General features: G+C 61.5%; 13 protein-coding genes. 11 read left to right on the top strand and 2 right to left on the bottom strand.

Annotated features, from left to right (window positions below; genetic code table 11):
• The first annotated feature begins 55 nt into the window (after positions 1 to 55).
• Complete coding sequence (locus AB7951_RS26450; protein ID WP_120287854.1) at positions 56 to 352, top strand: hypothetical protein; 297 nt, start codon at positions 56 to 58, stop codon at positions 350 to 352.
• A 115-nt stretch (positions 353 to 467) separates the two neighbouring features.
• Here the strand turns inward: AB7951_RS26450 and AB7951_RS26445 are convergent, their stop codons facing one another.
• Positions 468 to 1,139, bottom strand: coding sequence for a TetR/AcrR family transcriptional regulator (locus AB7951_RS26445; protein WP_320446305.1), 672 nt, complete (start codon positions 1,137 to 1,139; stop codon positions 468 to 470).
• Positions 1,140 to 1,289: 150 nt separating this feature from the next.
• On the opposite strand from AB7951_RS26445, the gene AB7951_RS26440 reads away from it, so the two are divergent.
• The 9 genes from AB7951_RS26440 to AB7951_RS26400 are packed head-to-tail and all read left to right on the top strand — an operon-like array spanning position 1,290 to position 10,123.
• Positions 1,290 to 2,153 (top strand): FAD binding domain-containing protein, encoded by an 864-nt coding sequence (locus AB7951_RS26440; RefSeq protein ID WP_120287855.1) that lies wholly within the window; start codon positions 1,290 to 1,292, stop codon positions 2,151 to 2,153.
• Positions 2,150 to 2,662: a (2Fe-2S)-binding protein gene (locus AB7951_RS26435; protein WP_120287856.1), complete on the top strand. Its 513-nt coding sequence runs from the start codon at positions 2,150 to 2,152 to the stop codon at positions 2,660 to 2,662. The genes AB7951_RS26440 and AB7951_RS26435 overlap by 4 nt, the downstream gene beginning before the upstream one ends.
• Before the next feature lie 2 nt (positions 2,663 to 2,664).
• Positions 2,665 to 5,031 carry a xanthine dehydrogenase family protein molybdopterin-binding subunit gene (locus AB7951_RS26430; protein WP_120288112.1) on the top strand — a complete coding sequence of 789 codons (2,367 nt, stop codon included), beginning with the start codon at positions 2,665 to 2,667 and terminating at the stop codon, positions 5,029 to 5,031.
• Positions 5,032 to 5,060: 29 nt separating this feature from the next.
• A complete protein-coding gene (locus tag AB7951_RS26425; RefSeq protein ID WP_120287857.1) occupies positions 5,061 to 6,311 on the top strand; it encodes an ABC transporter substrate-binding protein in 1,251 nt (416 codons plus the stop codon).
• A gap of 18 nt (positions 6,312 to 6,329) precedes the next feature.
• The gene (locus tag AB7951_RS26420) at positions 6,330 to 7,196 is read left to right on the top strand and encodes a branched-chain amino acid ABC transporter permease (RefSeq protein ID WP_089266642.1); all 867 of its coding nucleotides are present in this window, start codon (positions 6,330 to 6,332) and stop codon (positions 7,194 to 7,196) included.
• 11 nt (positions 7,197 to 7,207) lie between these two features.
• Positions 7,208 to 8,200: a branched-chain amino acid ABC transporter permease gene (locus AB7951_RS26415; protein ID WP_120287858.1), complete on the top strand. Its 993-nt coding sequence runs from the start codon at positions 7,208 to 7,210 to the stop codon at positions 8,198 to 8,200.
• The gene (locus AB7951_RS26410; protein ID WP_120287859.1) at positions 8,197 to 8,952 is read left to right on the top strand and encodes an ABC transporter ATP-binding protein; all 756 of its coding nucleotides are present in this window, start codon (positions 8,197 to 8,199) and stop codon (positions 8,950 to 8,952) included. The genes AB7951_RS26415 and AB7951_RS26410 overlap by 4 nt, the downstream gene beginning before the upstream one ends.
• On the top strand, positions 8,945 to 9,649 hold the full coding sequence (locus AB7951_RS26405) for an ABC transporter ATP-binding protein (RefSeq protein ID WP_092140474.1): 705 nt from the start codon (positions 8,945 to 8,947) through the stop codon (positions 9,647 to 9,649). Before AB7951_RS26410 ends, AB7951_RS26405 begins: the two co-directional genes overlap by 8 nt.
• A gap of 27 nt (positions 9,650 to 9,676) precedes the next feature.
• Complete coding sequence (locus AB7951_RS26400; RefSeq protein ID WP_089266649.1) at positions 9,677 to 10,123, top strand: CoxG family protein; 447 nt, start codon at positions 9,677 to 9,679, stop codon at positions 10,121 to 10,123.
• Positions 10,124 to 10,135: 12 nt separating this feature from the next.
• Here AB7951_RS26400 and AB7951_RS26395 read toward each other — a convergent pair whose 3' ends face one another.
• Positions 10,136 to 11,023, bottom strand: a complete 888-nt coding sequence (locus AB7951_RS26395; RefSeq protein ID WP_120287860.1) for a LysR family transcriptional regulator — start codon at positions 11,021 to 11,023, stop codon at positions 10,136 to 10,138.
• Positions 11,024 to 11,121: 98 nt separating this feature from the next.
• Here AB7951_RS26395 and AB7951_RS26390 point away from each other — a divergent pair, with 98 nt between their 5' ends.
• A complete protein-coding gene (locus AB7951_RS26390; protein WP_120287861.1) occupies positions 11,122 to 12,615 on the top strand; it encodes a CoA-acylating methylmalonate-semialdehyde dehydrogenase in 1,494 nt (497 codons plus the stop codon).
• Positions 12,616 to 12,643: the final 28 nt, after the last annotated feature.

Below are 12,643 nucleotides of genomic sequence, written 5' to 3'. Positions count from 1 at the left end.
TAGTCCCGATGCGGTGAAGGAACTACACAAGCGCGCATAAGTATCGCTGAGAGAAATGATACTCGGTGACGCGCGTTTCGGCTTCCCCTGCTGCAGTTGCACCCGCGACAACGACAGCAAGCTTCTCTCCTGCATCGGCAGTGCCCGCTTCGAGCGTCGCGTTTCGGAAAGCCCGCAATACCGGCGTGCCGCGATCTCGCTCCTTCAGCGGAAAATGCGTGCGCCAGTGCCGGGCCACATCAATGCCGCGGCAGAATCAGACTCCGTCAATGCACTTCATGTGCTCGAGCAACTAGATCAAGCTGCCGGCGCGGCTGTGCTGGCCGATGTCGTGCAGGCCGATCGACAATAGCTTCGGCGAATCCCTGCTTCCGAAGCATGCCTGTCAGGATCGCGAGCTTTCGGATGAGATCGAGAGGCAAGCGCCCGCTAATCGCAAAGAGGGCGGCCGCACCACGCAACAAACGTCATGATGCCGATTGTACAAGCTCAGGCATCAGCTGTTTTGAGCCATCGAGAAACACCCTCACTGCGTCGTTGACGATGTCGTCCAGTCGCTCCGGTGTGGGCGTGTCGTAGACGAAACGCCGGATGGCCATATAGAAGATGCGGCCGTGCAAGCCCCAGAACATTTCGACTTCGCGCTCCGACAGCGGTACCTGATCGCTTGAAGGCAGCTTCAACTCGTGACGAAGCTCGCGGCAGGCGGGTTCGATGATTTGTTCGCGGACGATCTGAAGATAGCGCTTGGTGATGTCGAACGATTTCATTCCGGAGAAGACGAAGATTCTCACCCAGTTGTATTCGAAGACCTGCTCGACATATTCCAGATAGAAGCGCGACAGCCGTGCCTGCAGCGATAGCGTGCGATCCTGGATCAGGCCGGCCCAGGACGGTGACCAGCGGCTGAGATAGATCTCTTCATAGACGCGTTCGATCAGCGCCTCTTTGCTCGGGAAGTGGCGGTAGATCGCTGAATGGGTGATGCCCATGCGTTTCGCCAGTTCGCGCGTCTGCCCGCCGAAGCCGTGTTCGGCAAAAAATTTCACGGCTTCATCGACGATGAAACGCTCGCGCTCCGCCGCGCGCATGTTGCGACGCGGTGGCTTTTCGACTGATTTGATGGGCTTTTTTGCCATTTTTGCTTCGCGTTGCGGGAGTTCTGAATAGCTCAATTCGAAAAAGAGACCAAATGGTCATTTTAAGTTGACCCGGGGAAATCGACGTGTTCTAGATTTCCGACCAAATGGTCACAACTGGACGTCCGCGAGACGTTTAGGGAGAAGACGTTGAAGGCGAGGGCGTTCAACTATGTGAGGGCCTCCACCGTGGTGGAGGCTTTGAAAGCGTTCGAGGAAGCCGGCGACGATGCGAGTTACATCGCAGGTGGCCAGAGCCTCGTGCCGGCGCTTGCCTTGCGTTTGCAGGCGCCGCAATTGCTGATCGACATCGCGCATATCTCGACGCTTCGTGGTGTCGACCTGCAGGGTGACTGGTTGCGCATCGGCGCGCTCACCCGCCATCACGAAGTGCTGACCGATCCGTTGATCCGCCGGCACGCGCCGCTCTACAGCGAAGCCGCGCCGCATGTGGCGCATCCGGCTATACGAAACAAAGGCACCCTCGGCGGCAGTATCTCTCATGCCGATCCTGCGTCGGAATTCCCGGCGATGACGTTGGCGCTGGGCGCGGAGCTCGAAATTGCTAGCCGCGGCGGCGTACGCCGCGTGCCGGCCGACGATTTCTTCCTCGATCTGTTTCAGACAGCGATCGAACCGGGCGAGCTTCTTGTCGCGATTCATGTGCCGGTGGTTCAGCCCAGTCATCGCTGGGCCTTTCATGAGCTTGCGCGTCGGCGTGGCGACTTTGCGCTGGTCGGCTGCGGCATTCTCGCCGAATTCGTCGATGACGTCGTCAAACAGGTGCGTATCGCGTTCTTCTCCGTTGGCAGCACGCCGATTCGTGCGCGGCAGGCCGAAGACAGCCTGATCGGCAAGCGGCTGGATCAGGCCGCGATCGCTGCGGCCCAGGCCGTCGTCGGCGACGATCTCGATCCGCCTGAAGACGAGCACACGCCGCCTGCCATGAAGCGCCATCTTGCGCGCGTTCTTCTCGGCCGACTGCTGGGCGAGATCGCGAGGCAGGGCGCATGAGCGATCTCGTCAATGTCACCATGACGGTGAACGGCACAGAAGTGTCGCACAGCATCGCGCCGCGCATCACGCTAGCGGATTTCCTGCGCCAGACGCTGGAACTGACCGGCACCCACACCGGCTGCGAGATGGGCGTTTGCGGCGCCTGTCTGGTTATTCTGGATGGCCGCGTCGTACATTCTTGTCTGACCTTCGCGGTGCAGGCGAGCGGGGCGGCCATCGAGACCGTCGAAGGTCTCAGCGAGCGCACTGCGATTGCCGATCTTCAGGAGGCATTTCATCAGCGCAACGCCCTGCAATGCGGCTTCTGTACGCCGGGCATGCTGATGACCGCGCATAGCCTGCTGTCACAGCCGGGCGTGCCCACGCGTGAGGAAATTCGGGACGCGCTATCTGGAAATTACTGCCGCTGCACCGGTTATGAAGCCATCGTCGATGCCATCGAGAAGGTCGCGCGCGACCGCGATGCTGGTGTGATTGCTCAGGCGTCCGAGGAGGTCGGCGTATGAGCATGCTGACCCCACTTGACCGTCCGAATTCCTATATCGGCCGCTCGGTGCCGCGCCCGAATGCCAAGCGGTTGCTGGCCGGTCGCGGCCGATACGTCACAGATATCACGCTGCCGCGCATGCTCCATGTCGCCTATGTGCGCGGTCCTTATGCGCATGCCCGCATCGTCTCGATTGATGCGACGACGGCGCGCGAGATGCCTGGCGTGCGGCTGGTGGCCACCGGCGAGGACCTCGCCAGGCTCTGCACGCCATGGGTTGGTACCATGGATCACTTCAAGGGTATGAAGTCGCCGCCACAGCTGCCGCTGCCGATCGACAAGGTCGTATGGTCCGGGCAGGCGGTGGTCGCCGTCGTTGCCGATACGCGCGCGCTGGCTGAAGACGCAGCCGAGGCGGTGTATATCGAGTTCGATGAACTGCCCGCCGTCGTCGATATCGACGTTGCGCGCGCACCGGATGCGCCGGTGATTTCACCGGAACTCGGCAGCAATCTCTGTTTCCACGGTAAGATCGATACCGGTGGTGTCGAGGATGTCTTCGCCGGCGCCGCGCATGTGGTGGAGGAGGAGTTTCACTTCGGCCGCCACACGGCGGTCACCATGGAGCCGCGCGCGATCATCGCTGACTACGATGCCAGCGAAGGGCAACTGACGGTGCATCATGCGACGCAGACGCCGTATCAGTTCCAGGACATCTATGCCCTCCACTACGGCCTCCCTGAATCCCGCGTCCGCGTGATCGCACCGGATATCGGCGGTTCGTTCGGCATGAAGCTGCACATGTATCACGAGGACATGGCGGTGGTCGGGCTCAGCATCATGCTGGGGCGCCCGGTGAAATATGTCGCCGATCGCATCGAATCTTTCGTGTCCGATATCCACGCCAGGGATCACCGCGTCCGTGCGCGCATGGCGTCCGATGCAGAGGGCAATATCCTGGCGATGGATGTGGAAGATGTCACTGGCATCGGCGCATTCTCGGCCTATCCGCGCACCAGCGTCGTCGAAGGCAATCAGGTCTATCGCCTGATGGGCGCACCTTACACGTTCCGGAACTATCGCGCCGATCTGCAGGTGGTGTTCCAGAACAAGGTGCAGATGAGCCAGTACCGGGCCGTCGGGCATCCGGTTGCCTGCACGGTCACCGAGCGGCTGGTGGACATGATCGCCGAGAAGGCCGCGCACGACGTGTTCGACATCCGCAGCCGCAACTTGATCCCCGACGACGCCTATCCCTGCACGTCGCCGACCGGCTACCAGTTCGAAGCGCTGTCGCATCATGCCTGTCTCGCCAAGCTGAAGGAGATGATGGATTATGACGGGCTTCGCGCCGAACAGGCCGAACTGCGCACCAAGGGCGTTCATCGCGGCATCGGTATCGCCACCTTCGTGGAAATTACCAATCCCGGCCCGGCCTTCTATGGCGTCGGCGGTGCGCGGATCTCATCGCAGGATGGCGCCATCATCAAGATCACACCGTCGGGGGATGTTCATTGCTCGATCTCGGTGACCGAACTCGGGCAGGGCACCGAGACCATCATCGGACAGATCGTGGCCGAACATCTCGGTGTCGATCGCGATCGCATCAAGGTGATGACAGGCGACACGGACACCACACCGCATGGCGGCGCGACCTATGCCTGCCGCGGCGCAGGCATCGGTGGCGAGACAGCGCTGCAAGCGACGAAAAAGCTAAAAGCCAACGTGCTGGCGGTGGCCGCGGCCATCCTGCAGGACGAACCGGAGAAGCTCGACATCCATAACGGCTGGATCGTGGATGCCGCGACCGCCCAGCAGCGTATCGAGCTCTCCGAGATCGCGCGCATCGCTTACTTTCGTTCCGATACACTGCCGCCCGACACCCAGGCACAGCTGTCCGTCGCGCATCACTATGCGCCGCAGGGCTATCCCTTCGCATTCACCAATGGTGTTCAGGCCTGCCATCTCGAGCTCGATGTCGAGACAGGTCTGGTCAAGATACTCAAGCTATGGGTGGTCGAGGATTGCGGCCGTGTCATCAATCCGCTGCTGGTCGACGAGCAGATCCGCGGCGGCGTCGTGCAGGGCCTTGGCGCGGCGTTCTTCGAGGAATGCGTCTACGGAGACAACGGCCAGCTCACCAATGGCTCGCTCGCCGACTATCTCGTGCCGATGGCGGTGGAGATGCCGGACATCGAAATCGGACATGTCGAGACGCCGACGATGGATACCCAGCTCGGCGCCAAGGGTGTCGGCGAAGCCGGTACGGCTGCGGCATCAGCAGCAGCGCTTAATGCGATGAATGATGCGATGAAGCCATTCGGAGGCACGGTCGCGCAGGTGCCAATGACACCGGCGCGAATACTCAAGGCGCTTGGACACATCTGACCCATAAAAGAAATCAAACGGAGGACATCATGACGAAGGACATTCGAGACACCAAATGCAATCATATCTCGCGCCGCCATGTGCTGGCCGCGCTCGGCACGGGCGCGAGCGTCGTCGCCATGCCGTGGATCGCACGCGCGGCCGATGACACGATCCGCATCGGCTTTCCGACACCGCTGACCGGCCCGTTCGCGGCGGAAGCCAAGGATCAGGTTAAGAGCGCAGAGCTCGCCGTCAAGCAGTTCAACGACAAGGGCGGCGTCAACGGTCGCAAGATCGAGCTGCTGGTGCGCGATGACAAGCTCAATGGCGGTGAGGCGGCGACCCGCACGCTCGAGCTCATCGAAAAAGACAAGGTGCATGCGATCGTTGGATCGCTGTCCAGCGCTGTGCAGCTCGCGGTCAATGAAGTCACTCGCGCTCGCGGCGTGCTCTATGTCTCAATCAGTCAGTCCGACACCATCAACGAGGTCAAGGACTTCAGCAAATATACGTTCCACGAAGCGCTCAATCCGACAATGACCGCAGGCGCGGTGGCGCGGCACGCCTTCAAGAAGGGCACCAAGGTTGCGCATCTCGTGGCCGACTATGCCTATGGCCATGAAATGCTGCGCGGATTCAAGCGTGCGCAGGCCGTGATCGGCGCCGAGACCGTTGGTGAGATCATGCACCCGTTCGGTGCTGCGGATTACTCGACTTTCATGCCGCGTCTGCGCTCGATGCGTCCGGATATCCTGTGCATCAGCAATTTCGGCCGCGACCAGGCCAATTCGATCAAGCAGGCGGTGGATTTCGGCCTCAAGCAGCAGGCCAAGATCGTCGTGCCCGTGCTGCTACATAACCAGCGGCTGGCGGTGAGCCCGGAAGTGTTCGAAGGGGTCGTTGGCGGCTCTAACTACTATTGGGGCCTTGAGAGCCAGTTGCCGAGCGCAAAGGCGTTCAACGACGCCTATCGCGCGGCCAATGGCGGCGCGATCCCGACCGACTACGGCGCCTATGGCTATACCGGCGTCTCGTCGCTGCTGCAGGCGATGCAGGTGGCTGGCGGTACCGACACCGACAAGGTGATCGCGGCGCTGGAAGGCCTGAAATACGATGTCGCCAAGGGTCCGCAATATTATCGCAAATGCGATCACCAGTCGGTCCAGTCGGTCCTCGTGCTCGAGTCCAAGAAGAAGGCCGATATGAAGGGCGACAGCGATCTATTCAGCATCGTGGCCAATGAGCCGGCTTCGGAAAACGTGCTGCGCAGCTGCACTGAACTCGGCTTCCCGGCCTAACGAAAGCATTCGTCGTCCATGGATACGGAACTCATTCTGATGCAACTCTTCTCCGGAGTTGCCCTCGGTGCGATCCTCGTGATCACCGCGCTCGGCCTGTCGATCATTTTCGGCATGCTCGGTGTGGTGAACTTCGCGCATGGCGCGCTGTTCATGGTCGGCGCCTATGCCGGGCTGTGGGTCGCCTCATTGACCGGTAGTTTCTGGTGGGGGCTGCTCGTTGCCCCCATCATGATCGGCGTGTTCGGGATGGCAATCGAATATGTCCTGATACGTCCGCTTTACGGCCGTTCTATCGACGATCCGCTTCTGCTCACCTTCGGTCTCAGCTACGTGCTGGTGGAAGGCGTGCGGATCGTATTCGGCAGTGACGGCATTCCATTCCCGACGCCGTCATCACTGACCGGGGTGGTCGATCTCGGCGTCGGTTTCTTTCCGATCTACCGCATCTTCGTCGTCGGCGTCGTCTTCCTGGTCGTGGTGCTGCTGTGGATGGGGCTGGAGAAGACCAAATTCGGCCTGATCGTGCGCGCCGGCGCGCGCGATCCAACCATGATGAAGGTGCTCGGCGTCGATATCAGCAAGGTCTGGCTGCTGGTGTTCGGGCTCGGTGTTGGTCTCGCCTCGCTCGGCGGCGTGCTCTCCGGCCCGATGCGGTCAGTTAATCCCGAGATGGGCGCCTTGGTGCTGGCCGAAGCCTTCGTCGTGACTGTCATCGGCGGCCTCGGCTCGCTGGTCGGCTCGATCATCGCGGGTCTTCTGGTCGGCGTCGTGATCAGCATGACCGCGCTATTCGCACCGGAAATGGCGACCATCGTGATGTTCGCATTGATGGCCATCGTTCTTCTGATCCGGCCGCAGGGCCTGTTCGGCAAACTCGCGTAACGGAGCGGACCATGACATCCCCGGCGCTCGCCGTTTCTCCTTCTGCCAGTGCGCGAAAGCCTGCGCGCTTCAAATCGCTCGTGACCAAGTATCGCGTTCCGTTGTCGATCCTCGCGCTATGCCTGCTGCCGTGGCTGCTGCCGTCCAAGGCGTTGGCGGTGAACGTCCTGATCTACGGCACGGTCGCCGTCGGCTATAATCTGCTATTCGGCTATACCGGCCTGCTGTCATTCGGCCATGCGGCCTTTGTCGGCACCGGGGCCTACATCACCGGCATCGCCATCGGCCAGTTCGGTGTGCCCTGGTATCTCGCGGTGCTGATGGGCGTTATTGGCGGTGCGCTGCTGGCCTTCGTCATGGGCGCGCTATCGACGCGAACGCGCGGCATCTACTTTTCGATGGTCACGCTCGCGCTCGCGCAGCTGGTCTATTACGTGGCGCTCCAGACGCCGTCCTGGACAGGTGGCGAGAACGGATTGCGCGGCTTCACTGTCAACAAGATCAACCTGTTCGGATTCGACATTAACTTCCTCGATCCGGTCAACAAATACTATGTGCTGATGGCGTTCGCCGCCGCAGCACTGTGGCTGGTCTCGCGCATTCTCAATTCACCTTTCGGCGCCGCCATCGAGGCGATCCGCGAGAACGAGCGTCGCGCACGGACCTGCGGTTACAATGTCGAGCGCACCAAGCTGTTGTCATTTACCCTGTCAGGCACGATCTGCGCGCTTGGCGGCACTATGTCGGCGCTGCATCTGGCCTTCGTGCCGCTGGATTCGCTGCACTACCTGTCCTCCGGCATGATCGTGATGATGACTCTGCTGGGCGGCGCCAGCAGCTTCTTCGGCCCGTTCATCGGTGCATTGGTGTTCCTGGTGATGGAAGACGTGTTCTCGCTGTGGACGTCGCACTGGCAGATCATCGTCGGATCCATCTTCGTGCTGTTCGTGCTGTTTCTGCCTAAGGGCATCTGGGGCACATTTCTCACAAAGGTCATGCGATGAACGCGCCGCTTCTCGCCGTCAACGATATAGGAGTGAGGTTCGGCGGCTTCGTCGCGCTGCAAGGCGTGACGACGGAGTTCCGGCCGGGCCGCGTCACCTCCATCATTGGCCCCAATGGCGCCGGCAAGAGCACGTTCTTCAATGTGCTGTCCGGCGTGCTGACGCCCTCCAGCGGCTCGATCCGCTTCAAGGGGGACGATCTCAAGGGCACGAAACAGCATGAATTCGTGCATCGCGGCATTGCGCGCTCCTATCAGATCACCAACATCTTTCCCGATCTGAGCGTCCACGAGAACGTTCGTGTCGCTGCGCAGGCCAGTCGCTCGCGCTACAATATCTGGACCAACCGCAACAGGTTCACAGAGCTAGATTCAAGAGCTGATACCGCGCTTGAAGCCGTTGGACTGGTCGCCAAGCGCGACGAGACCGCGAAGTTTCTGGCTCACGGCCAGCAGCGTGCGTTGGAGATTGCCATCGCGCTGATCTCCAATCCGGAAGTGCTGTTGCTGGACGAGCCGACCGCCGGCATGGGTCCGGAAGAGACCAAGGAAATGGTGGCGCTGCTCGAGAAGCTGGCGGCGGAGCGGACCATCCTCTTGGTTGAACACAAGATGAAGATGATCCTCGGCCTCAGCGACCGGATTCTGGTGCTGCACCATGGCCGGCTGATCGCTGATGGCACGCCGAACGACATTCAGACGGACCCCGAGGTTCGTCGCGTCTATCTGGGACAGAACGATGGCTATGCTTGAAACCAAAGACCTGAACGCCTGGTACGGCGCCAGCCATACGCTGCACGGGGTCTCGATCTCGGTGGCGCAGGGCGAAGTCGTCGCACTGGTCGGGCGCAATGGCGCCGGCAAGACCACGACGATCCGTTCGGTCATGGGGTTGATGTCGAAAACCACGGGCGGCATGACCTTCGACGGCAACGACCTGACGTCGATGCCCGCCCATGATCGTTTCAGGCTGGGGCTTGCTTATGTGCCTGAGGAGCGCCGGATCATTCCGGGCCTGACGGTGCGCGAGAACCTACAACTCGGTCTCGTCGCCAGCCGCGGTCAGATCAACGAGAAAGACGCGATCGAGGAAATCGCGGAGAGCTTTCCACGCCTCAAGGAGCGCCTCGATCAGGAAGGCGTTACCATGTCCGGCGGCGAGCAGCAGATGCTGGCCATCGCCCGCGCCACCATCGCCAAACCCAAGATGATCCTGCTCGACGAGCCTTCCGAAGGCATCATGCCGGTGTTGGTCGAGGAGATGGGTGTGTTGTTCCGCAAGCTGCGCGATCAGGGCGTCACGCTGCTGCTGGTCGAGCAAAATGTGGAATGGGCGCTGCGTCTCGCCGATCGCGCGATCATCATGGATCAGGGCGAGGTCGTCTATGAGAGCAGCTCCGCGGCATTGCTGGCCGATAAGGAAATTCAGGAACGTTATTGCGCGGTTTGACGCGTATGCCCGCAGACAGGTGATCTCATGCAGATGAAAGACAGCCAGACCGTTCCGGCCTCGCGCGACAAGGTCTGGGCCGCGCTCAACGATCCGGACGTGTTGAAGCAATGCATTCCCGGCTGCCAGGTGCTGGACATGACGTCACCGACCGAGATGACGGCGACAGTCGTGATCAAGGTCGGGCCGGTGAAGGCGACATTCGGCGGCAAGGTGACGCTGAGCGATCTCGATCCGCCGAACGGCTACAGGATCACCGGTGAGGGCTCCGGCGGCGTTGCGGGCTTCGCCAAAGGCGGTGCGGCGATCAGGCTTGAGGCCGCGGGCGACGACGAAACGATCCTGCACTATGAGGTCGATTCCCAGATCGGCGGCAAGCTGGCGCAGCTCGGTGGGCGACTGATCGACTCCACCGCCAAGAAACTGGCCGGCGAGTTCTTCACCAAATTCGGCGCAGTCGTTTCCGCGAGCTGAGCGTAACGCCCGCTATTGCACGACGAACTGGCTGCGCGCCTCGCGCACCTTGGCGACGATATAGCGCCGTACCTCGCGGACCCGGCTCGTGTCATGCGTGTCTGGATGCGAGACCAGCCAATAGCTTCGCGTAAAGCGACTGGCCGGCAGAATGCGCTTCAACTCGGGATAAAGCTGCGCCGCGTAGTCGTGCAGGATGCCGACGCCGTGGCCGGCACGAACCGCTTCAAGCTGGCCGACCACGCTGCCGCATTCGAAGCGGCGGGTGATCAGTTCGCTGAAGGTCGATGCATAGTCCAGCGCGCGGCTGTAGATGATATCGTAGATGTAAGTGATCAGCAGGTGGTAGGCGAGATCGCCGGGCTCGCGGATCGGCGTCGACCGAGCCAGATAGTCCTCAGACGCGTAGACGCTCAGCGTATAGTCGGTGAGCTTGGTGCAGATCAGCTTGCCCTCATCCGGGCGCTCCAGTGTCACCACGATATCGGCCTCACGCTTGGCGAGCGAGAAGGTGCGCGGCAGCGCTACGAGCTGAACGATAAGATCCGGATTGGCTGCGGCAAAGCTGCCGAGCTTGTCGGCCAGAAAATAATTGCCGAGTCCGTCCGGCGCGCCGATCCGCACCGTGCCTGCCACCTTATCGGCGGCCGATGTCAGCTGCGATCCCACCTTGAGCAGTTCGGATTCGGCGCGCTCGGCCGCTGCGAGCAGCGCAACCCCCGATGGCGTCAGTGACGAGCCCGTCGTCTGCCGGTTCAGGAGCTTTGTCTTGAGGTCTTTTTCCAGCGCAGTGAGCTGGCGCGCGACTGTTGCGTGGTTGAGCTTCAGCCGCTTGGCGGCACCGAGAATCTGGCCGGTACGGGCGACTTCCAGGAAAATCCGAACTTTGTCCCAATCCATCGTAGGACTCTATTTGCTGCACATCGAAGCCGCAATACTTCGCGTTGTCCGGGCCGGGGAAGCGGCGCAAGACCGCCGGAGCATCAAAGGAGAGTTCGATGGCTTCGGAAATCAAGCACTATATCGGCGGACAGCAGGTGGCAGGTCGCAGCGGCCGGACGTCGCCGGTTTTCAACCCGGCCACCGGCGAGCAGACGGCTCAGGTGGGTCTGGCCAGCACGTCCGAAGTGGGCGCCGCGGTTGCTGCCGCAAGCGCGGCCGCCGAAAGCTGGGCCGATACGCCATCGCTGCGTCGTGCCCGTATTCTCAATAAATTCCTGCGCATCTGTGAAGACCGCATCGACGATCTCGCGGCGGTGATCACCTCGGAGCACGGCAAGACCCTGTCGGACGCCAAGGGCGAAATCCAGCGTGGCCTCGAAGTCGTCGAATTCGCCGTCGGTGCGCCGCAGTTGCTGAAGGGCGAAGTCAGCGAGAATGTTGGCACGCGTGTCGACAGCTACGGCGTACGTCAGGCGCTTGGTGTGGTCGCGGGCATCACGCCGTTCAACTTCCCGGTCATGGTGCCGATGTGGATGTTCCCGGTGGCGCTGGCCTGCGGCAACACCTTCGTGCTGAAGCCCTCGGAGCGTGATCCGTCGGCATCGCTTCTGATTGCTGAATGGCTGGCCGAAGCCGGTCTGCCAGCCGGCGTGTTCAACGTTGTGCATGGCGACAAGGAAGCCGTCGATGCATTGCTGCATCATCCCGATGTTGCAGCGATCAGCTTCGTCGGATCGACGCCGATTGCCCGCTACATCTATTCGACCGCGACCAGCACCGGCAAGCGTTGCCAGGCTCTAGGCGGCGCCAAGAACCACATGGTGGTGATGCCCGACGCCGACATCGACCAGGCCGTGGATGCGCTGATGGGCGCCGCCTATGGCTCGGCTGGCGAGCGCTGCATGGCGATTTCGGTGGCTGTGCCCGTCGGCGAGAAGACGGCGGATGCCTTGATCTCCAAGCTTGAGCCAAAGATCCGTGCGTTGAAAGTCGGTTCAGGCTTCAACGCCGAGTCCGAAATGGGCCCGCTGGTCACCCAGCAGCATCTCGACAAGGTGCGCGGCTATGTGGATTCCGGCGTCGAACAGGGCGCCAAGCTGGTCGTCGATGGCCGGGACTTCCGGTCCAATGAAGGCGGCTACTTCATCGGCGGTTCGCTGTTCGATCACGTGACGCCGGACATGAAGATCTACAAGGAAGAGATCTTCGGGCCGGTGCTCGCCGTGGTGCGTACGCCGGATTATGCGACAGCAGCGCGCATGATCAACGACAACGAATACGGCAACGGCACGGCCATCTTCACGCAGAACGGTGACGTCGCGCGTGAATTTGCTCATCGCATCCGCGTCGGCATGGTCGGCATCAACGTGCCGATCCCGGTGCCCGTGGCGTTCCATTCCTTCGGTGGATGGAAGGCCTCGCTGTTCGGCGATCACTCGATGCACGGACCGGAAGGCGTTCGCTTCTATACCCGCCTGAAGACCGTCACCAGCCGCTGGCCAACGAGCATTGCGCAAGGTCCGGAATTCGTGATGCCGACAATGAAGTAAGGTCGGAGCGTGGAGCGCGCGACTAACG

Origin of the sequence: Tardiphaga sp. 285_C5_N1_2 (assembly GCF_052076065.1) — a bacterium.
Lineage (GTDB): Bacteria > Pseudomonadota > Alphaproteobacteria > Rhizobiales > Xanthobacteraceae > Tardiphaga > Tardiphaga robiniae.
The sequence above is the reverse complement of the archived record's forward strand: the minus strand, read 5'-3'. Positions and strand labels throughout refer to the sequence as shown.